Genomic DNA, 19084 nt, shown 5'->3' on the forward strand with positions numbered 1-19084 from the left:
TATTTGCAATTCCTGAAAACCTGTAAGTCTACAAGCAGTTAGGACGAAGGCGATGAGTGCGCGGAAATGGTCCCCCGATAGCTGGCGCGGCAAACCGATCAAGCAGGTGCCGGATTATCCCGACGAGGCTGCCCTGGCGGCGGCCGAGGAGAAGCTGTCGAAATACCCGCCGCTGGTCTTCGCCGGCGAGGCCCGCAACCTGACGGCATCGCTCGGCAAGGTGGCCGAGGGCCGCGCCTTCCTACTGCAGGGTGGCGACTGCGCCGAGAGCTTTGCCGAATTCAGCGCCAACAACATCCGCGACACCTTCCGCGTGCTGCTGCAGATGGCCGTTGTCCTCACTTTCGGCGCGGCCCTGCCGGTGGTGAAGGTCGGGCGTCTGGCCGGCCAGTTTGCCAAGCCGCGTTCGGCGCCGACCGAAAAGCGTGGCGATGTCGAGCTGCCGAGCTATCGCGGCGACATCATCAACGGCATGGATTTCGATGCCGCCGGCCGTCAGCCCGATCCGGGCCGCCTGCTGCAGGCCTACAGCCAGGCGGCGGCGACGCTGAACCTGCTGCGCGCCTTCGCCTCGGGCGGTTATGCCGACCTGCATCGCGTGCATGGCTGGAATCTCGGCTTCGTGGCGAAAAGCCCGGAGGCCGAACGCTGGCAGGATGTGGCAGCCCGCATCACCGAGGCGCTGGACTTCATGGAAGCCTGCGGCATCAGCCCGGAACGCACGCCGGAAATGCGCACGGTGGATTTCTACACCAGCCACGAGGCCCTGCTGCTCGGTTATGAGCAGGCGATGACCCGCGTGGATTCCACCTCGGGCGAGTGGGTCGATACCTCGGCGCATATGCTGTGGATCGGCGACCGCACGCGCCAGCCCGATGGCGCCCATGTCGAATTTCTGCGCGGCGTGCTGAATCCGCTGGGCCTGAAATGTGGCCCGACCACCGATCCGGACGAACTGATCCGCCTGATCGACATCCTCAACCCGCAGAACAAGCCCGGTCGCCTGACGCTGATCGCCCGCATGGGCCACGACAAGGTGCAGAAGCATCTGCCGGCGCTGGTGCGCAAGGTGGCGCAGGAAGGCCGCAGCGTGGTGTGGTCCTGCGACCCGATGCATGGCAACACGCTCACCTCGGCCTCGGGTTTCAAGACCCGGCCGTTCGACCGCATCCTGTCGGAAGTGCGGCAATTCTTCGAGGTACATCTGGCCGAAGGCACCCATGCCGGCGGCATCCACCTGGAACTGACCGGCCAGGACGTCACCGAATGCATGGGCGGAGCCCAGGCTATCGGCGACGACGACCTGTCCAGCCGGTATCACACCCATTGCGACCCGCGGCTGAACGCCTCGCAGTCGCTGGAGCTGGCTTTCCTGATCGCTGAGATGCTCAAGCTCGAGCGCATGAACCGCGGCAGCCAGCGCCATGCAGCCCAAGCCTGAGAACGGCAAGTCTGTAACTCCACTCGTGCCGCCCGCCCAGGCGGCCGAGCTGGAGCGCCAGATCGCGACGCATACCGATACCTATTTCAAGAAGACCAAGGAAATCGTCCAGCGCCACGGCGACAAGACGGTCACCTATGCCGTCTTCATGCGTCGCCCGGTGATCCTCTGCCCGCGCCTGATGGTGGAATGGATCGAGAAGGTGGCTGCCGCGCGCGGCGTCAGCATCCGGATCGATCTGCTGCATGAAGAGGGCACCTGGGTCGGTGCCGGCGAGCCGCTGCTCTACATCACCGGTCCGATGTCGCAGCTCGTCGACCTCGAAACGCTGTACCTGCAGAAGCTCGGGCCGGCCTGCGTCGCCGCCTACAACGCCTATTCTATGTGCTGCGACATGCCGAATGCGCGCTTCCTGGCGATGGATGCCCGCCATTGCGCCGGCGCCGAGATGGCCGAGATGATGGCCTATGCCGCCAGTGTGGGCGGCAAGGCGGCGCGGCGTGATGTCGGCGCCGCCGGCTTCATCGGCAACGCTACCGATGCCACAGCGCATTATTTCGGCAACGACAAGGGTTTCGGCACCATGCCGCATGCCCTGATCGGCTATGCCGGCTCGACTCTGCGCGCCGCCGAGCTGTATGCCGAGACCTTCACCGGCGAACAGCTCACCGTGTTGGTCGATTACTACGGCCAGGAAGTGACCGATGCCTTGGCCGTGTGCAACCGCTTCCCCGACGCCGCCGAGGAAGGCCGGCTGGCGGTGCGGCTCGACACTCATGGCGGCCGCTATATCGAGGGGCTGGACCCGCAGGCATCCTATGCCGTGCTGGAACGCCATGTGCCCAACGCGATCCGGCAATACCGCACCGAGCAGGAATTGCGCTGGCTGGTCGGCACCGGTGTATCGGCGGCGGCGATCTATCACATGCGCGCCACGCTCGACAGCGCCGGCTTCCCGAATGTGAAGATCGTGGCGTCCTCGGGTTTCAACGCCGCCAAGTGCAAGGTGATGGCCAGCGTCTCGGCGCCCATCGATATCGTCGGCACCGGTTCCTATCTGCCCGACAGCTGGACTGAAACCTATGCCACCGCCGATATCGTCGCCTATGACGGCGTGCCGAGCGTGAAGGTCGGTCGCGAATTCCTGTTGCGCAAATAGGCCGCGTCGGCAACACTGTTCGTCTACATCCGAATTCCTGGGGAGGAATCATCATGCGCCGTCTGGTCGCACGCCTTGCTATTGCCACTGCCCTTGCCGCCGTTGCGGCCGCGCCTGCCATCGCGCAGACCCGCGTCACGCTGAAATCCGCCACCGCGTCGTCGTCCTATTACGTGATGATGGTGCAGTTGGGCGAAGTGCTGCGCGGCGAGACCAAGGGCCAGATTCAGGCTACCGTCGAGGAAAGCCAGGGTTCGGTGCAGAACGTGAAGGAAGCCGCCAAGCGGCCGGGCAATTTCGTCTTCACCACGCCGCCCAGCCTGATCGCCAGTGCCCGCGAGGGCAAGAAGCCCTTCGAGGGCGAGACCGGCTACGACGATATCCGCACCCTGTTCGTGATGCCCTATGTGACGGTGCATTTTGTGGTGCGCGAGGATAGCGGCGTGAAGCAGATCGCCGATCTGGCCGGCAAGGATTTCATCTCCGGCGGTCGCGGCACCTTCTGCGATGGCCGCACCCGCACGATCTTCAAGCTGCTTGGCCTTGAGGACAAGGTGAACTTCGTCGATGTCGAATTGGCCTCGGCCGACAACGCGCTGAAGAACCGCAAGATCACCGGTTATGCCACCTGCTCGTCGCATCCCACGCCGCAGTTGCAGGAGCTGGCCACCACCACCGCGATCCGCATCCTGCCGATCAGCGCCCAGCAGGCTGAGACGCTGGCCAAGAACGATCCGTCCTCCAGCCCGATCACCATCGCCAAGGGCACCTACAAGGGGGTCGATGTGGATGTTCCCACGGTGGGCGTGCCGGTCGGCGCCTATGCCACCACGCGCATGGACGATGCCACCGCCTATGCCATCGTGAAGGCCTTCTGGGCCAAGAAGGACGAGATGGCCAAGACCAATCCGTGGTGGGCGGCGGTGAAGCCCGACTTGATTGGCGCGCTGGGCAATACCAAGCTGCATCCGGGTGCGCTGAAGTATTACAAGGAAGCCGGCGTCACCGTGCCGGCCACGATGCAGTAACGCGCCGGCCATTGCCGGGGCATAGTCAGGGTTAGTCATGCAGGTACAGGATGCCGGCGCGCGGCCGGGTTGGATTCTCATTGTCTGCACCGCGATCACCGTCGGCATCCATATCTGGCTGATCTTCACCGGACTGGTGCCCAACCTGGTCAGCCGGCCGCTGCATTTTGCGGCCGCGCTGCCCTGGATTTTCCTCTTCGTTCCATACCGTAACCGGGTCGAACGCTGGATCGGCTATGCCGCCTGCGGTTTCGGCCTGTTCGGCGTGGCCTATCTGACCCTCGGCCGCAAGGCGATCCTGGACCAGTATGGTTCGCTGGATGGCAGCCTGTGGCAGGTCGTGCTGGCCTTCGGCCTGATCGCCGTGGCGCTGGAGGCGGCGCGCCGCGCCGTGCAGCCGGTGCTGCCCGCCGTGGCCGTGCTCTGCTTGCTCTACGGTTTCTACGGTGAACATCTGCCCGGCAGCCTGGGCCATCCCGGCCTGCCGATCGATTATTTCCTCGGCAGCCTCGTGCTGGCCGAAGGCGGCCTCTGGGGCCAGCTCACCGGCATATCCATCGACCTGATCGTGCCCTTCATGATCCTGGGTGCCGCCGTGTCGGCCGGCGAGGCGGGCAGGGGCTTCATGGCGCTGGCGACCCAGCTGGCCGGCGGCTATCGCGCCGGCGCTGCCAAGGTCTCGGTGCTGGCCTCGGCGCTCTATGGCACGATTTCCGGCTCGGCCTCGGCCAACGTGGCCTCGGTCGGCGCCATTACCATTCCCGGCATGATCCGCATGGGCTATCCGCGGCCGTTATCGGCTGCCGTCGAGGCCGTGGCCTCCACCGGTGGCCAGATCATGCCGCCGGTGATGGGCTCGGCCGCCTTCATCATGGCCGAGCTGATCCGCAAGCCCTATGCCGATATCGCCGTCGCCTCGATCCTGCCTGCGGTGTTGTTCTTTTTCGTCGCTTGGATCGGCGTGCATTATTTTGCCCTGCGTTTCGGGCTGAAGGCCCTGCCGGCCGACCAGCTGCCCGGCTGGCGCCAGGCCTCGGCGACCGCGCCGTTTTTTGCCGCCCCGCTGGTGGTGCTGATCGTGATGCTGCTGGTGCTGGCTTATTCGCCGGCCTATTCGGCGATGATGGCCACCGCCGTCACGGTCGTGATGCTGCTGTGGGATGGTTCGCGCCGGCAGGTATCGGCCAGCCTGTTTGCCAGCCGCTTCATGATCGGGCTGGTCGACGCGGCACGGCAGATCGCCCTGATCGCGGCCATCATCATCTGCTCCGGCCTGATCGTAGGCGTTTTCCATGCCACCGGCCTGGGCGTGAAGATCACCGGCCTGATTCTCGATCTCTCCGGTGGCAAGTTATGGGCCGCGCTGGCGCTCACCGCGCTGGCCTGCATCATCCTGGGCATGGAGCTGCCCACCACGGCCGCCTACCTAATCTGCGTGGCGGTCGCCGGCCCGGCGCTGGTCAAGCTGGGCCTGCCCGAACTGCATGCCCATATGTTCGTGTTCTGGTATGCGCTGCTCTGCACGATCACGCCGCCGGTCTGCGGCACGGTATTCGTCGCCGCGTCCATTGCCGGCACGCCCTGGATGCCGGTGGCCGGCATGGCCATGCGCATCGGGCTGGGGCTGTTCATCATCCCGCTCGGTTTCGTCGCCAATCCCGCTCTGATGCATCTGGCGGAAACGCCGTGGCTGGCGCTGCTGGCCGCCGCCAAGATCGGTGCCGGGCTCACGCTGCTGTCCTATGCCCTGATCGGCGGTGCGAAACACTGGCTGGTCGGCATCGGCGCCGGACTCGCCGGCGCCGTGCTAGTCTTCGCTTACGGCGTCTAGTTTTCGCTCAGACGGTCTCAGGCGCGATCCGCACCAGCTGCTTGCCGAAATTCCTGCCCTTCAGCAGGCCGATGAAGGCCTGCGGCGCGCTGTGCAGGCCCTCGGCGATATCCTCGCGGTATTTCAGTTTGCCGGCCTTGATCCAGCCGGCCATCTCCATGATGGCGCCGGGCCAGTAGCCCATATGCTCGGAGATGATGAAGCCCTGCACCTTGGCGCGGTTGACCAGGATGTGGCGCATGCCGGTGAAGGGATAGGGCTGGCCGTTATACTGGCTGATGATGCCGCAGAGCGGCACGCGGGCGAAGCTGTTCAGCCGACCGAACACCATCTCCATGATCTCGCCGCCGACATTCTCGAAATAAACGTCGACGCGGTCGGGCGTGGCGGCCTTGAAGGCGCTCTGCATGTCGGGCGCCTTGTAGTCGATGCAGGCGTCGAAGCCCAGTCCCTTCACCACGTAGTCGCATTTCTCCTGGCCGCCGGCGATGCCCACCACGCGGCAGCCCTTGATCTTGGCGATCTGGCCCACCACCGAACCCACCGCGCCCGAGGCGGCCGAGACCACGACGGTTTCGCCTGCCTTGGGTTGGCCGATTTCCATCAGGCCGTAATGGCCGGTGACGCCCGGCATGCCCAGCACGCCCAGCGAGGTGGAGATCGGCGCCACCTTGGGGTCCAGCATGCGCAGTTCGTTGGCCTTGGCCACGGCATATGCCTGCCAGCCCAGCATGCCGTTCACATAGGTGCCGACCGGCAGGGCAGAAACGTTGCTTTCCACCACCTGGCCCACGGTGCCGCCGCCCATCATGTCGCCGGGCTTGAGGTGGGCGGCATAGGAGCGCACGGGGTCCATGCGGCCGCGCATGTAGGGATCGAGTGAGAGGTAGATATTGCGCACCAGCACCTGGTCCGGGCCGGGCTTCGGGATGTCGCGCTCGACGATCTCGAAATCCTCTTCGGTCACCCAGCCCTTGGGGTGCTGTTTCATCAGGACTTGAGTATTTTTCCCGGCCATTTGGCCCTCCCTTTGCCCGCTGCGGGGCTATCTAACGTGCCGTTGGGCAATGTAAACTGCGAATGGCATTGAGAGAAACCTGCCGTAGGGTTAACTCTTGCGCCCCGAACCCAGATCAGACCCGTCCGAAGATGTCCGCCGCCCCCGACCGCCTCAAGATCGCCATGGCCCAGATCAGCCCCGTGATGGGCGATATCGCCGGCAACCGCCGGCTGATCGAGGCTGCCCGCGTCCGCGCGGCCGCGGCCGGCGCCGATCTGGTGGTATTCCCCGAACTCTGCGTGGTGGGCTATCCGCCGGAAGACCTCGTGCTGCGCCCCTCGGTGCAGGAAGCCTGCGAGGCGGCTGTGCACGGGCTGGCGGCACTCACCGCCGATGGTGGTCCGGCCCTGCTGGTCGGCGCGCCCTGGCGCGACGACGGCAAACTCTACAACGCCGCGCTGTTATTGGATGGCGGTGCCATCGCCGCCACACGCTTCAAGCACGAGCTGCCCAATTACGGCGTGTTCGATGAGAAGCGCGTATTCAGTGCGGGTCCGCTGCCCGGCCCGGTGGCGTTCCGCGGCGTGCGGCTGGGCGTGATGGTCTGCGAGGATATGTGGCTGCCCGACGTGGCCGAATGCCTGGCCGAGACGGGAGCAGAGATGCTCGTTGTGCCGAACGGCTCGCCGTTCGAGGCCGGCAAATGGGATGTCCGCCTTAATCTTGGCGTCGCCCGCGTGGTCGAGACAGGACTGCCGCTGTTGTATGTGAACTATATCGGCGGGCAGGACGAGCTGGTGTTCGACGGTGGCGGCTTCGTGCTGAATGCCGACCGCCGCATGGTGGTGCGCCAGCCCGATTTCGTCGAGCATCTGCAGATCACCGAATGGCGGCGTGGCAACGACGGCTGGCGCTGCGAGCCCGGCCCGGTCGTGGAGCCGCTCGACCGCCTCACGGCCATTTACCAGGCCATGGTGGTCGGCCTGCGCGATTACGTCACGCGCAACCGTTTCCCCGGTGTAGTGCTGGGCCTTTCGGGCGGCATCGATTCCGCGCTGTCGGCCGCCGTGGCGGTGGATGCGCTGGGTGCCGACAAGGTCCGTTGCGTCATGATGCCCTCGCGCTATACCTCGCAGCAGAGCCTGGACGATGCCGCCGCGTGTGCCGATGCGCTGGGCGTGAGTTATGAGACGATCCCGATCGAACCCGCCGTGCAGGCTTTTGCCGGCATGCTGGCGCCGGCCTTTGCCGGCCGCGCGCCCGACGCGACGGAAGAGAATATCCAGGCTCGTGTGCGCGGCGTCACCGTGATGGCGCTCAGCAATAAGTTCGGCCATATGGTGCTTACCACCGGCAACAAGTCGGAAATGTCGGTCGGCTACGCCACGCTCTATGGCGACATGTGTGGCGGCTATTCCGTGCTGAAGGACGTCTACAAGACGACGGTCTTTGCACTGTCGCGCTGGCGTAACGCTCATGTGCCGGCCGGCGGCCTCGGGCCTGCCGGCGAGGTGATCCCGGACAGCATCATCGTGCGCCCGCCCACGGCCGAGCTGCGCGAGAACCAGCTGGATCAGGACAGCCTGCCGCCTTACGAGCAGCTCGATGCCATCTTGGAAATGCTGATCGAGAAGGAAATGCCGGTGCGCGACATCGTGGCGACCGGCCAGCCAGAGGATGTAGTGCGCCGCATCCAGCACATGCTCTATGTGGCAGAATACAAGCGCCGCCAGGCGCCGCCAGGCGTGAAGATCACCGCACGCAATTTCGGCCGCGACCGCCGCTATCCGATCACCAACGCTTTCCGGGATGTGAAGGCATGAGCAGCGTCGCCGTTCGTTTCGCGCCGAGCCCCACCGGTCGGCTGCATGTCGGCAACGCGCGCGCCGCCCTGCTGAACTGGCTCTATGCCCGCAAGCATGGTGGCACGTTTCTTTTGCGTCTGGACGATACTGATACCGGCCGCTCCACGGCGGAATTCGCCGCCGGCATCGAGGCCGATCTGCGCTGGCTCGGCCTGGACTGGGACAGGTTCGCCAGGCAGTCCGACCGTTTTGATCTGTATCGCACCGCTACCGAGAAACTCAAAGCTGCCGGTCGGCTCTATCCCTGCTACGAGACGCCCGAAGAACTGGAACTGCGCCGCAAGATCCAGCTCAGCCAGAGAAAACCACCAGTCTATGACCGTGCCGCGCTGAAGCTGACCGATGCCGACCGCGCGAAACTGGAGGCCGAGGGCCGCAAGCCGCATTGGCGCTTCAGGCTGGAGCCCGGCAATGTTGCCTGGGACGACCTGATTCATGGCCATACCGAGATCGACATGGCGAGTTTGAGCGATCCGGTTCTGGTGCGCTCCGACGGCTATCCGCTCTACACGCTCTCCTCCGTGGTCGACGATGGCGAATTTGGCATCAGCCATGTGATCCGCGGCGAGGACCACGTCACCAACACGGCGGCACAGATCCAGCTGTTCCAGGCGCTGGGCTGTGCCGTGCCGACCTTCGGGCATTTCTCCTGGCTGCTCGATGCCGAGGGCGCCGGCCTGTCGAAACGCATCGGTTCGTTGTCGCTGGCCGATCTGCGCGAGCAGGGTTACGAGCCGATGGCGCTGAATTCCCTGCTGGCGCGGCTGGGCTCCGCCGATCCGGTCGAGCCGCATTTCACGCCGGCCGAACTGGTGGCGGGATTCGACCTCGGCCGGTTCAGCCACGCGCCGGCCCGGCTCGATCCGCATGAACTGGACCTGCTCAATGCTCGCATCCTGCATGTCACGCCGTTCGCGGCCGTGTGCGACCGTCTGCCGGCAGGTGCAACAGAAGCCTTCTGGCTCGCCATCCGCGGCAATATTGGCAGGCTGGCCGAGGCCGCCGAATGGTGGCCGGTGGTGGCCGGTTCGATCAGCCCCGTCATCGAGGATGCCGTGCTGGTACAGGCCGCCATCGAAACCCTGCCGCCCGAGCCCTGGGACAGCATGACCTGGAAGGCCTGGAGCCAGGCGGTATCGGCGAAGACCGGCGCGAAGGGCAAGGCTTTGTTCCATCCCCTGCGTTTGGCCTTGACCGGGCGCGACAAGGGGCCCGAAATGGCGCCCCTGCTGCCCCTGATCGGGCGGGAGCGGGTGCTGACCCGCCTGCAGGGACACTAGGCGTTAGGCGTGAGCATCATGGCGAAGGACCGCGTATATCTGTTCGATACCACCCTGCGCGACGGCGCGCAGACCCAGGGCGTCGACTTTTCGGTCGAGGACAAGCGCCTGATCGCGCGCGCGCTCGACAAGCTCGGCGTGGCCTATATCGAAGGCGGCTGGCCCGGCGCCAATCCCACCGACAGCGAATTCTTCTCCGAGAAGCCGGCCCTGAAGCGCGCCAAATTCGTCGCTTTCGGTATGACCAAGCGGCCGGGCCGTTCGGCCGCCAACGATCCGGGCCTTGCCGCCATTCTGGATGCCAAGGCCGATGCCGCCTGCCTGGTCGGCAAGAGCTGGGACTTCCAGGTCGATGTGGCACTTGGCATCACCAAAGCGGAGAATATCGAGCTGATCGCCGACAGCATCGTCGCCGCGCATAAGCGTTTCGGCGAGGCGATGTTCGACGCCGAGCATTTCTTCGACGGCTACAAGGCCAATCCGGATTTCGCCACGCAATGCGTGAAGGCGGCGCTGGATGCCGGCGCGCGCTGGGCCGTGCTGTGCGACACCAATGGCGGCACCATGCCCGACGAGGTGGAGCGCATCGTCGGCGAACTGGTCGCAAAGCTCGGCTCGGGCGACCGGCTTGGCATCCATACCCATAACGACACCGAAAATGCCGTGGCCAACTCGCTGATGGCGGTGAAGGCCGGCGTGCGCCAGGTGCAGGGTACGCTGAACGGCCTGGGCGAGCGCTGCGGCAATGCCAACCTGATCGCGCTGATCCCCTCGCTGATGCTCAAGCCCTGGTTCCGCGACCATGTCGATATCGGCATGAGCGAGCAGGACCTGACACACCTGACCGCCACCTCGCGCACGCTGGACGAACTGCTCAACCGCGCGCCCAACCGCCATGCTGCCTATGTCGGCGCCTCGGCCTTTGCCCATAAGGGCGGGCTGCATGTCTCGGCGGTAATGAAGGACCCGCGCACCTACGAGCATGTGCCGCCGGAAAGCGTGGGCAATACCCGCAAGATCCTGATCTCGGATCAGGCCGGCCGCTCCAACCTGCTGGTCCGGCTGACCGAGGCCGGCATCAAATACGATCCGAACGACAGCCGGCTGAACCTGCTATTAGAGGATGTGAAGCAGCGTGAGGCCGAGGGCTATTCCTACGACGGCGCCGAGGCGAGTTTCGAAGTGCTGGCCCGCCGCACGCTGGGCCAGATGCCGGAATTCTTCAAGATCCGCAGCTTCCGCGTGATGGTCGAACGCCGCTTCAACGCCAGGGGCGAACTGGTGACGATCTCGGAAGCCACGGTGAAGCTGAACGTGGATGGCGAGACGCTGTTTTCGGTGGCTGAGGGCAACGGCCCGGTCAACGCGCTGGATCATGCCTTGCGCAAGGACCTCGGCCGCTACCAGGCCTATATCGACGACCTGCGGCTGGTGGATTTCAAGGTGCGTATCCTCAACGGCGGCACCGAAGCCACCACGCGCGTGATGATCGAGAGCGCCGACGGGCAGGGCAATCGCTGGTTCACCGTGGGCGTGTCGCCCAACATCATCGACGCTGCTTTCGTGGCGCTGATGGATTCGATCCAGTGGAAGCTGCTGCGCGACGGCGCCCAGCCCTCGAAGTAATCCGATGAGCGGCACCAATCGACCCAAACTCGGCAAATACGCCCCGCCGGGGCCGCTCCGTCGCGGGCCGGTGATTGTGCTGGTCGAGCCGCAACTGGGCGAGAATATCGGCGCGGCGGCGCGTGCCATGCTCAATTGCGGCATCACCGAACTGCGCCTGGTCAATCCACGCGACGGTTGGCCAAACCCCGCTGCCTATGTGCTGGCCAGCAAGGCCGATCCGGTGCTCGACGCGGTGAGTGTGTTCAAGTCCACCGCCGAGGCCGTGGCCGACCTGCATCGTGTCTATGCCACCACGGCGCGCCATCGCGACATGATGAAAGAGGTCGTCACGCCGCGCGAGGCCGCGCGGCGCATGCGGGCGGAGGAAGGTGAGGGTCACCGCGTCGGCATCCTGTTCGGCCGCGAACGCACCGGGCTCGACAACGAGGATGTGGCGCTGGCCCATATCGGCATCACCGTGCCGCTCAACCCCGGTTTTTCCTCGCTTAACCTGGCCCAGGCCGTTCTGCTGCTCGGGTATGAATGGTTCACCGCCAATGACGATACGCCGCCCAGCCGCATGGAAACCGTGCGCGGCGGCTTTGCGACGCAGGACGAGTTGCATGGCCTGTTCGAGCATCTGACGTCCGAGCTGGATGAATCCGGTTTCTTCCACAATGTGGAAGCCAAGCGGAACACCATCCTGCGCAACCTGCGCAGCCTGCTGCAGCGCGTGCCGCTGGCCAGCCAGGAAGTGCATACCTTCCGCGGCATGCTGAAGGCGATTGCGCAGGGCCGCCCCCGTCGTGCGCCCTATTCCCAGCGTCATAAAAAGCCCCCCGCAGACTGAAGGAGACCAGCCGTGACCCAGGCCGTACCGACCCAGCAAGCCGACGACGAACGCGTACGCATCACCCGGTGGGATTTTGCTCCCGGGGCATCAACGGGTTTCCATGTTCACGAATACCCCTACGCGGTGACCTACCTCACCGACGCGACGATGAGGCTGATCGACAAGGACGGCAAGGAAAGCATTATCGAGATGAAGGCCGGCGGCAGCTATTCGCGGCCCAAGGGCGTGGCCCATGACGTGATCAACGCGGGCAGCGCCCCGATGGCTTTCGTGGAAGTCGAGATCAAGCCGGCGGCTAATTCGTAGCCGCCGTCCCCGGGCTTGTCCCGGGGATCCACGTCTTAAAAGAAATCGTGGATGCTCGGGCCAAGCCCGAGCATGACAGTATGAGGTGCAGAGGGCTTAAGCCTTCTTCCCCAATCCAATACTCCGTCCCGCCTGCGCCGGTTTCGGCAGCCGGCCATGCCCGTCCATCATGCGCGTGAACAGGGCCTGGTGTTCGGGCGGGAAGGGGCAGGAGCGACGCGTGTTCAGGTCCACATGCACCAGCACCTGTTCCGAGGTGGCGGCGAGATAGCCTTTTGTCGCGTGGTGCATTTCCATGAAGTAATGGATGCGTTTCGCGTCATGGCCCAGAAGCTGGAAGGTGAAGCGCAGTTCGTCGCCTTCCACCACCTCCTGCAGGTAACAGACATGGGTCTCCAGCACGAAGGTGGAGAGGTTGGTGCGCTGCACGTAGCTCCAGTCGAGATCGAAGGGCTTGAAGAATTCGTCCAGTGCCTGGTCGAAGATCACGTTGTAATAGCCCACATTCATATGCCCGTTGGCATCGATATGCTCGGGCTTCACCCGCATGTCGGTCAGCTGCAGCGGTTGTGTGAAATCCAAGGCGGCTTGAGAAGAATTCATCGTTTTTCCCTTGTCGTTTCCGTTTCTCCCGGTAGCCTTTCCTTCCATGACATGGGACCCGACGCAATACCTGAAATTCGCCGGCGAACGCCTGCGGCCCGCCGTCGACCTGCTGGCGCGCATCCCGCTGGTGGCGTCCCCAAATGATGTGCTGCGCGTGGTCGACCTAGGCTGCGGTGCCGGTAACCTTTCGCCGCTGATCCAGCAGCGCTGGCCGCAGGCAGCCCTCACCGGCGTCGATTCCTCTGCCGCCATGCTGGAAAAGGCCCGACAGGATTATCCCGCCGCGACATTCGTGCAGGCGGACATCGCAACATGGCGGCCAGACAGCCCGGTTGATCTGCTTTATTCCAACGCCGCCCTGCATTGGCTGCCCGATCACGATACGCTGATCCCCGGCCTGCTGGAGTGCTTGAAGCCCGGCGGCTGGCTCGCCATCCAGATGCCGCGCAATTTCGGCGCGCCCTCGCATACCTGCATCGTCGATGCCATCGAGCTTGGTCCGTGGCGGGCTCGGCTGGAGCCGCATCTGCGCCGTCGCCCAGTGGCCGAACCGCAGGCCTACTGGCGCCTGCTGCACGAGCGCACGGCCAGCCTGGAAATCTGGGAAACCGAATACATGCAGGTACTGTCCGGCGCCAATCCGGTGGCGGAATACACCAAGGGCACCTGGCTGAAACAGTTCCTCGACCGGCTGGAGGAACCTGAACGCAGCGCTTTCGAGGCCGACTACCGCCAGCGCGTGGCGGCAGCCTACCCAAAGGAAGACGACGGCCGCACGCTGTTTCCCTTCCGCCGCCTGTTCATCCTCGCGCAGAAACCGCTTTAGGCTGGAAAGTAAAGATCACCACCGAAGTAGATGTGCAGCAGGGCTGCTGCTGAGCAGGCCTTTGCGGTTCTCGACGACGCCATATATCCATATCAGATTGCTTGCCGAAAACAGGATATACTGGTCGCCAATTTTATCAATGAGACGGATATTGCCCGTTGTGCATGCGAGGACCGGGTCGTTCGGATTTCGCGGCGGCGGCTTCGGAAGCTCAAAGATTATGTGAGGAGCCTCAAGCGCCTTGCTAACGGACAGTGTGTAGCCGTCAGTAATGACTTCAACAGATCCAGATAGCGTCATTTGTCGAATAGGCGGAGCAATCGAACAAAGCGGACAGTTAAATCCAATTTCGGTGCCGGCCTCAAAATACCAAGTACCGGAACGGGTCGGATCATCCTTGCTGAATTCGTGCCTGCTATCGATTGTGCGAAAGCGGCCTGTTTCGGGAGTGAGGGCCCATGCCCTGCCGTTTTGGATACGACCATAGGAGACGAGCAGGTCATTGCCATTGCTCGACCAGGTTATTCCCCAACCGGAGCCATCTTCGTTGGGATGGGAAAAACTGCGGCTTGTAAGCGTGGCGAGGTTAAGAACGTGTATCGCTTGCTCGGGCGCGCGGCGTGACAGGAAAGCGAGGGCTCAGGCGTCAGGTGAAAAGGAAAATGAATTTAAAGGATCGACTCTCCAATCCAATTCGAATGTTTGATCGGATTCTGAATTATATAATTTATATTTAGCGATACTCCATGGTTCCGTTCTGTATAGGAGCCAACGCTTGGTATCTGAAAGCAATACCGGAACTGTTCTCTGGTCGTTGTCTTCTGCCACATAGGACCGCGAATAATGACCAAGTCGCAACTTGATAATTTTCGCTTCATCTGAAGCTGAAATAAAGATAGTTGCATCTGCCTTGACCAGTTTAGATCAAGCAGATTGGCTTCCTGTTCAAGGCTCAGGCCGTGCCCACCACATGCCCGACCGCTGCTTGGTATCAGGAGAAGGGCTGCGGCGAAGGACAATACGGCGGCGCGAAGGAGCAACATTGAAGGAGCAACATTACGGACTGACGGGTTCGTACTGGTGAGCCTAGGCCTACTCTAGGCCTACTGCGAAATTGACCATTCTATTTGAAGTGTATCTTATGTTGGGAGGGCTATTCCACAGGTTTTGGATGCCATGATCGCCGCCTTTTCCGTCATCCTGCTCTGCCAGCTTGCCGGCGAGGCGCTGGCGTGTGGTCTGGCCGTGCCGGTGCCTGGTCCCGTACTGGGCATGGTCCTGATGTTGGGCCTGCTGGCCCTGCGCGACCGCTTCGCAACCCGCCTGTCGGTCGAGCTGACCAGCGACCGCCTGCCGGCCACCGGGCGCGGCATCCTAGCGCATCTTTCACTGCTGTTCGTGCCGGCCGGCGTGGGCGTGGTACAGCGGCTGGATGTCTTCGGTGCCTGGGGTGTCGCCCTGGCTGTGGCGTTGGTCGTCTCTACATTGTTGGCCCTGCTGGCCACCGTGCTCACCTTCCTCGCTGTCAGCCGCCTGCTGGGTGAGCAGGAAGACGCGGGTGCGTCATGACGCAGGCGGCATCCGATTTTGCCCAGACTGATTTTGCCTTGTGGGTTTACCTCTCGCGCACGCCGCTCCTGTGGCTCACCGTCACGCTCGGCGCCTATGCGCTGATGGACCGCCTGTCGGCTGCCACCGGCCGGCATCCGCTGGTCAACCCGGTGCTGCTTTCGGTTGTTGCCATCGCCGCGCTGCTGTACCTGACCGGCACGCCGTACCAGACCTATTTTGAAGGTGCGCAATTCGTGCATTTCCTGCTGGGGCCGGCGACGGTGGCGCTGGCCTTTCCGCTCTATGAGCATCGCAGGATCGTGCTCCGCGCCATGCTGCCCATGCTGGCGGCGCTGGTCGTGGGTTCGGTGGTGGCGCTGGCCTCCGCCGTTCTGGTGGCGCAGGCTTTCGGCGTGCCGCATGACGTGCTGGTATCGCTGGCGCCGAAATCGGTGACGGCGGCGGTGGCGATGGGCATTTCCGAAACGCTGGGCGGCGATGCTGCGCTCACCGCCGTTCTGGTGATGCTGACCGGCATCCTCGGCGCCATGATCGTCACGCCGCTGATGAACGCCTTCAGGATCCGCGACTGGCGGGCGCGTGGTTTCGCCGTTGGGCTGGCCTCGCATGGCATCGGCACGGCGCGCGCCTTCCAGGTGCATCCGCTGGCCGGCACTTTCGCCGGCATCGCCATGGGGCTCAACGCGCTGCTCACCGCGATCCTGGTGCCGATTTTGCTGTCGCTGCTGCTGCCGCGCTGAAGCAGGGTCAGGAGTCGCGCTTCAGTCCCAGCAGTCTGAACGCCATCGGTGCGGCGATCACCACCACGGCGATACGGAAGACATGCATCGACGACACGATGGCGACCTCGACGCCCAGGCCCAGTGCCACCAGGCTCATTTCGGCCATGCCGCCGGGCGACAGCACGAGGATCAACGCCTCGCGGTTGATGCCGACCCGCTCGGCGAAACCGACGGTCAGGCCAAGCGCCAGTGCAAGCATGATGAAGGTGGCGAAGGCGGCCCAGGCGGCGATACGTCCCACCTCGCGCAAAGGCGTGCCGACAAAACGGCAGCCGAGCGCGGCACCCATCACCACCTGCGCGGCGGCGACGAGTTCGGGCGGCGGCGATGCGCTTGACCAGCCGAGCAGGTGCACGATGGCCGAAACCAGCATCGGGCCGACCAGAACGGCGGCGGGGATGCGCAGCAGTCTGGCGAGGAACCAGCCGGCCGCGCCGCAGGCGATCAGCAACGCGCCTTCCAGCGGCAGCATCTGCCAGAGATGGGCGCCCTGGGCCATCGGCGGCACGTCCAGCCGCTCGATGAAGCGGAAATAGACCGGCACGGTCATCACCACCAGGAAGATGCGCAAAGCATGGGTCAGGATGATGCTGCGGCCGTCGCCGCCGTAATGTTCGCCCACCAGGGTCATTTCCTGCAGGCCGCCTGGCGTGGCCGAGAAATAGCTGGTCACTGGGTCGAGGCCGGCGAAACGGCGAAAGATCACGTAACACAGTGCGGTGGCCACCGGCACATAGACCAGCATCAGCGCGACAAGACCGAGCCATTCGCGCGCGCGCTCGATCATGTCTGGCTTGAAGGCGCTGCCCAGCATCACGCCGATCACCACGATCATGGCGGCGCGCAGATGGGGGTGCACGCGCAGCGGCAGGCGGCGGTTCAGCCCGGCCAGCACGGCGATGCCCACGAACACCATGCTGCCCAGCATCCAGGCCAGCGGCATGCGTAAGTAAAGGAAGACCGCGCCGCCCACGGCGCCGATCAGCAGCGCCGGCAGATAGGAGGCGAAGCCGCGCGCCGCGCTCACGCCGCGATATAGCGGCCCAGACGCACGGCGGTCTGGCCGGGTTTGAGTCGTTTGGTCGGCATGATCAGCACACAATCGTCATAGGGCGTGCGGATCGGCTTGGCGCCGTCATGGGCGATCACGGTGCCGGAAGCCGGAATCGTTTCCAGGCCGGTATAGGCCTGCTCGAAGCGGAAGCTGTCGCTTTCGATGGTGACGGCATCGGTCACCTCGACGAAACGCTGCGGCGCCGGCGCACCCTGCACGCCATGGCGCGCCAGGAAAGCAGCGTCGGCCATGCCGGTATGGTGCAGGAAACGCAGCATGGTCTCGACGGCCACGTCGCGGCTCGACTGTTCCCAATGCTGGCCGCATTCCACCAACAGGGCATTCTTCTCGCTGGCCGCATCGCCAAAGCCGCCATAGTCGCGCATGCGCAGCCCGGCCTTGTGGCCCTGATCGGCCACCACGGTTGCGGGTACGCCTACCTCGGCGGCGAAACGTCGGCCCTTGGCCAACGGACCCGACAGCATCAGCGGCGGCGAGGGCTGCTGCATAGAATGCAGGTCGAGCAGCAGGTCGACCTCGGCGATCAGCGGTTCGATCTCGCGCGCGCGGTCGAGTTCGATGGAGCGGCGCGGGCCGTCCAGCGCATCCGCGCCCCAGACGCGGTTCATGTCCTCGTCGACGAAGCGCGAGGCAGTCGGCTCGTTTGGATCGAAGCGCAGATAGGCGGCGACGTTGCAGAAGATCAGGGTCAGGCGGCCGCGCGCGGGGCGGAATTTTTCTCGCAGCAGCAGGTCCAGCGCATGGGCGCCGCAGACCTCGTTGCCATGCACCAGCGCGGTGATCGCCGCATGCGGGCCGGGCAGGCCGGAATCGAAGCTGTGGGCATAGGGAATGCCGGTATTGCCTTCGCGGTGATGAGAGATCGGGATCGGCAGCAGGGGATTGGGCGGGAGAAGGGCGGGCATCGGACCGGGCTTATGGGGAATCGAAACTGTCTGTGGATGACCGTTATAGCCTCATATCGGCGCCGCGGCCCAGCGGCCAACGCGGGTTGAATGCCGGGTTGAGGAAAATTCACCGCCGGTCTAGCCTGTCGCCATGTCGTCGATCAGCTTTTCCAGCGGCACCGCCATCGCCCTCGATGGCCTGCGCCAGGCCGAACAGGCCATGCAGCTTGCGCTTAAGGCCGTGGGCAGCGGCAGCCTCGATCCGGATGTGATGGCCCAGGCGGCCACGATCCTGCAGGGCGCCCAGGGCCAGCAGGGTGCCAACGCCGTCGCCCTGCGTGCCAGCCTGGCGCAGCAGAGCTATTTTATCGACATCCTCGCCTGATCAGGAGCTGACGGGGCGCCGCATCGCCACGCGGTTGGCCATGTCCAGGCCAGCGGCGCGCTGGCGTTCGATCACCATCCGCAGGTCCGGTCCGATTCCGGCAGCCGTCATGGGCACGAAGCCCAGCCGGGCGTAATAGGGTGCATTCCACGGCACATGGCGGAAGGTGGTGAGGGTTAGGGCGCGCAGATGCCGCTGCCGCGCCATGGCATCCGCCGCCTCGAACAGCCGCACCGCCAGCCGATGCCCGGCATGGTCGGGATGGACATCCAGCTCCTGCACATAGAGGCAGGCATCGAGTTCGGCGGCGAGCAGGAAACCGACCGGGCGATCATTGTTGCCCACGGCCACTGCCAGCATGCCCTCGGCTGCCGCCGCGCGGAATTCCTCGGCTGCCGTTGGTTCGCCGGTTGCCAGGGCGGGATAGCCCACAGCGCTGAAGGCCTGGGCGGCAGCGCGTTCGATCTCGCGCAACAGCCCGGCTTCATCGGGGCGGGCGGAGCGGATGGCGTAGGTCATTGGGGCATCATGAATGCAAATGGCCGGGCCTGAAATTTCCTTCCAGACCCGGCCATCGCAT

The 19084-nt window shown here is 64.4% G+C and carries 19 protein-coding genes; 13 read left to right on the plus strand and 6 right to left on the minus strand.

Annotated features, from left to right (window positions below; all coding sequences use genetic code 11):
- Positions 1-52: 52 nt before the first annotated feature.
- From ACK4FJ_RS13330 to ACK4FJ_RS13345, 4 genes are read left to right on the plus strand one after another with little or no spacing between them, the layout of a single operon-like run.
- Positions 53-1441, plus strand: a complete 1389-nt coding sequence (locus tag ACK4FJ_RS13330; RefSeq protein WP_409767182.1) for a class II 3-deoxy-7-phosphoheptulonate synthase — start codon at positions 53-55, stop codon at positions 1439-1441.
- Positions 1425-2600 carry a nicotinate phosphoribosyltransferase gene (locus ACK4FJ_RS13335; protein WP_409767183.1) on the plus strand — a complete coding sequence of 392 codons (1176 nt, stop codon included), beginning with the start codon at positions 1425-1427 and terminating at the stop codon, positions 2598-2600. The genes ACK4FJ_RS13330 and ACK4FJ_RS13335 overlap by 17 nt, the downstream gene beginning before the upstream one ends.
- Positions 2601-2653: 53 nt before the next feature.
- The gene (locus ACK4FJ_RS13340; RefSeq protein WP_409767184.1) at positions 2654-3628 is read left to right on the plus strand and encodes a TAXI family TRAP transporter solute-binding subunit; all 975 of its coding nucleotides are present in this window, start codon (positions 2654-2656) and stop codon (positions 3626-3628) included.
- A 37-nt stretch (positions 3629-3665) separates the two neighbouring features.
- The gene (locus tag ACK4FJ_RS13345) at positions 3666-5459 is read left to right on the plus strand and encodes a TRAP transporter permease (RefSeq protein ID WP_409767185.1); all 1794 of its coding nucleotides are present in this window, start codon (positions 3666-3668) and stop codon (positions 5457-5459) included.
- 7 nt (positions 5460-5466) lie between these two features.
- Here ACK4FJ_RS13345 and ACK4FJ_RS13350 read toward each other — a convergent pair whose 3' ends face one another.
- Positions 5467-6450 (minus strand): NADP-dependent oxidoreductase, encoded by a 984-nt coding sequence (locus tag ACK4FJ_RS13350; protein WP_409767186.1) that lies wholly within the window; start codon positions 6448-6450, stop codon positions 5467-5469.
- A 158-nt stretch (positions 6451-6608) separates the two neighbouring features.
- Between ACK4FJ_RS13350 and ACK4FJ_RS13355 the strand changes: the two genes are divergently transcribed.
- The 5 genes from ACK4FJ_RS13355 to ACK4FJ_RS13375 are packed head-to-tail and all read left to right on the plus strand — an operon-like array spanning position 6609 to position 12371.
- Complete coding sequence (locus tag ACK4FJ_RS13355) at positions 6609-8282, plus strand: NAD+ synthase (protein ID WP_409767187.1); 1674 nt, start codon at positions 6609-6611, stop codon at positions 8280-8282.
- On the plus strand, positions 8279-9604 hold the full coding sequence (gltX, locus tag ACK4FJ_RS13360; protein WP_409767188.1) for a glutamate--tRNA ligase: 1326 nt from the start codon (positions 8279-8281) through the stop codon (positions 9602-9604). The genes ACK4FJ_RS13355 and gltX overlap by 4 nt, the downstream gene beginning before the upstream one ends.
- 18 nt (positions 9605-9622) lie before the next feature.
- On the plus strand, positions 9623-11230 hold the full coding sequence (gene cimA, locus ACK4FJ_RS13365) for a citramalate synthase (protein ID WP_409767189.1): 1608 nt from the start codon (positions 9623-9625) through the stop codon (positions 11228-11230).
- A gap of 4 nt (positions 11231-11234) precedes the next feature.
- Positions 11235-12062 (plus strand): RNA methyltransferase, encoded by an 828-nt coding sequence (locus ACK4FJ_RS13370; protein ID WP_409767190.1) that lies wholly within the window; start codon positions 11235-11237, stop codon positions 12060-12062.
- Positions 12063-12074: 12 nt separating this feature from the next.
- Positions 12075-12371 carry a cupin domain-containing protein gene (locus tag ACK4FJ_RS13375; RefSeq protein WP_409767191.1) on the plus strand — a complete coding sequence of 99 codons (297 nt, stop codon included), beginning with the start codon at positions 12075-12077 and terminating at the stop codon, positions 12369-12371.
- Between the two features lie 96 nt (positions 12372-12467).
- On the opposite strand, the gene ACK4FJ_RS13380 is transcribed toward ACK4FJ_RS13375, so the two are convergent.
- Positions 12468-12974, minus strand: coding sequence for a thioesterase family protein (locus tag ACK4FJ_RS13380; protein WP_409767192.1), 507 nt, complete (start codon positions 12972-12974; stop codon positions 12468-12470).
- Between the two features lie 46 nt (positions 12975-13020).
- On the opposite strand from ACK4FJ_RS13380, the gene ACK4FJ_RS13385 reads away from it, so the two are divergent.
- Entirely contained in the window at positions 13021-13803 is a 783-nt protein-coding gene (locus tag ACK4FJ_RS13385) for a methyltransferase domain-containing protein (RefSeq protein WP_409767193.1), read from the plus strand.
- Positions 13804-13818: 15 nt separating this feature from the next.
- Here ACK4FJ_RS13385 and ACK4FJ_RS13390 read toward each other — a convergent pair whose 3' ends face one another.
- Positions 13819-14103 (minus strand): hypothetical protein, encoded by a 285-nt coding sequence (locus ACK4FJ_RS13390; protein ID WP_409767194.1) that lies wholly within the window; start codon positions 14101-14103, stop codon positions 13819-13821.
- Positions 14104-14979: 876 nt separating this feature from the next.
- Here ACK4FJ_RS13390 and ACK4FJ_RS13395 point away from each other — a divergent pair.
- Both ACK4FJ_RS13395 and ACK4FJ_RS13400 read left to right on the plus strand, forming a co-directional pair.
- Entirely contained in the window at positions 14980-15372 is a 393-nt protein-coding gene (locus ACK4FJ_RS13395) for a CidA/LrgA family protein (protein ID WP_409767195.1), read from the plus strand.
- Positions 15369-16115 (plus strand): LrgB family protein, encoded by a 747-nt coding sequence (locus ACK4FJ_RS13400; protein WP_409767196.1) that lies wholly within the window; start codon positions 15369-15371, stop codon positions 16113-16115. The genes ACK4FJ_RS13395 and ACK4FJ_RS13400 overlap by 4 nt, the downstream gene beginning before the upstream one ends.
- 7 nt (positions 16116-16122) lie before the next feature.
- Here the strand turns inward: ACK4FJ_RS13400 and ACK4FJ_RS13405 are convergent, their stop codons facing one another.
- Together ACK4FJ_RS13405 and ACK4FJ_RS13410 are read right to left on the minus strand one after the other, a co-directional pair.
- Positions 16123-17184, minus strand: coding sequence for an AbrB family transcriptional regulator (locus ACK4FJ_RS13405; protein ID WP_409767197.1), 1062 nt, complete (start codon positions 17182-17184; stop codon positions 16123-16125).
- Entirely contained in the window at positions 17181-18137 is a 957-nt protein-coding gene (locus ACK4FJ_RS13410; protein WP_409767198.1) for a M14 family metallopeptidase, read from the minus strand. Before ACK4FJ_RS13410 ends, ACK4FJ_RS13405 begins: the two co-directional genes overlap by 4 nt.
- 133 nt (positions 18138-18270) lie before the next feature.
- On the opposite strand from ACK4FJ_RS13410, the gene ACK4FJ_RS13415 reads away from it, so the two are divergent.
- Positions 18271-18504 carry a hypothetical protein gene (locus tag ACK4FJ_RS13415; RefSeq protein ID WP_409767199.1) on the plus strand — a complete coding sequence of 78 codons (234 nt, stop codon included), beginning with the start codon at positions 18271-18273 and terminating at the stop codon, positions 18502-18504.
- On the opposite strand, the gene ACK4FJ_RS13420 is transcribed toward ACK4FJ_RS13415, so the two are convergent.
- Complete coding sequence (locus tag ACK4FJ_RS13420; RefSeq protein ID WP_409767200.1) at positions 18505-19023, minus strand: GNAT family N-acetyltransferase; 519 nt, start codon at positions 19021-19023, stop codon at positions 18505-18507. It abuts the gene before it with no gap.
- Between the last annotated feature and the right edge of the window lie 61 nt (positions 19024-19084).

The sequence above is a fragment of the Ferrovibrio sp. genome, assembly GCF_046297595.1.
GTDB lineage: Bacteria > Pseudomonadota > Alphaproteobacteria > Ferrovibrionales > Ferrovibrionaceae > Ferrovibrio.

What these genes read in the sequence shown, in the direction of transcription:
- ACK4FJ_RS13415 (WP_409767199.1), top strand. Translation starts at nt 18,271, where the DNA reads ATGTCGTCGATCAGCTTTTCCAGCGGCACCGCCATCGCCCTCGATGGC.
- ACK4FJ_RS13330 (WP_409767182.1), top strand. Translation starts at nt 53, where the DNA reads ATGAGTGCGCGGAAATGGTCCCCCGATAGCTGGCGCGGCAAACCGATC.
- ACK4FJ_RS13350 (WP_409767186.1), bottom strand. Translation starts at nt 6,450, where the DNA reads ATGAAACAGCACCCCAAGGGCTGGGTGACCGAAGAGGATTTCGAGATC.
- ACK4FJ_RS13340 (WP_409767184.1), top strand. Translation starts at nt 2,654, where the DNA reads ATGCGCCGTCTGGTCGCACGCCTTGCTATTGCCACTGCCCTTGCCGCC.
- ACK4FJ_RS13380 (WP_409767192.1), bottom strand. Translation starts at nt 12,974, where the DNA reads ATGAATTCTTCTCAAGCCGCCTTGGATTTCACACAACCGCTGCAGCTG.
- ACK4FJ_RS13335 (WP_409767183.1), top strand. Translation starts at nt 1,425, where the DNA reads ATGCAGCCCAAGCCTGAGAACGGCAAGTCTGTAACTCCACTCGTGCCG.
- ACK4FJ_RS13390 (WP_409767194.1), bottom strand. Translation starts at nt 14,103, where the DNA reads ATGACGCTATCTGGATCTGTTGAAGTCATTACTGACGGCTACACACTG.
- ACK4FJ_RS13370 (WP_409767190.1), top strand. Translation starts at nt 11,235, where the DNA reads ATGAGCGGCACCAATCGACCCAAACTCGGCAAATACGCCCCGCCGGGG.
- cimA (WP_409767189.1), top strand. Translation starts at nt 9,623, where the DNA reads ATGGCGAAGGACCGCGTATATCTGTTCGATACCACCCTGCGCGACGGC.
- ACK4FJ_RS13385 (WP_409767193.1), top strand. Translation starts at nt 13,021, where the DNA reads ATGACATGGGACCCGACGCAATACCTGAAATTCGCCGGCGAACGCCTG.
- ACK4FJ_RS13410 (WP_409767198.1), bottom strand. Translation starts at nt 18,137, where the DNA reads ATGCCCGCCCTTCTCCCGCCCAATCCCCTGCTGCCGATCCCGATCTCT.
- ACK4FJ_RS13355 (WP_409767187.1), top strand. Translation starts at nt 6,609, where the DNA reads ATGTCCGCCGCCCCCGACCGCCTCAAGATCGCCATGGCCCAGATCAGC.
- ACK4FJ_RS13395 (WP_409767195.1), top strand. Translation starts at nt 14,980, where the DNA reads ATGATCGCCGCCTTTTCCGTCATCCTGCTCTGCCAGCTTGCCGGCGAG.
- ACK4FJ_RS13345 (WP_409767185.1), top strand. Translation starts at nt 3,666, where the DNA reads ATGCAGGTACAGGATGCCGGCGCGCGGCCGGGTTGGATTCTCATTGTC.
- gltX (WP_409767188.1), top strand. Translation starts at nt 8,279, where the DNA reads ATGAGCAGCGTCGCCGTTCGTTTCGCGCCGAGCCCCACCGGTCGGCTG.
- ACK4FJ_RS13400 (WP_409767196.1), top strand. Translation starts at nt 15,369, where the DNA reads ATGACGCAGGCGGCATCCGATTTTGCCCAGACTGATTTTGCCTTGTGG.
- ACK4FJ_RS13420 (WP_409767200.1), bottom strand. Translation starts at nt 19,023, where the DNA reads ATGACCTACGCCATCCGCTCCGCCCGCCCCGATGAAGCCGGGCTGTTG.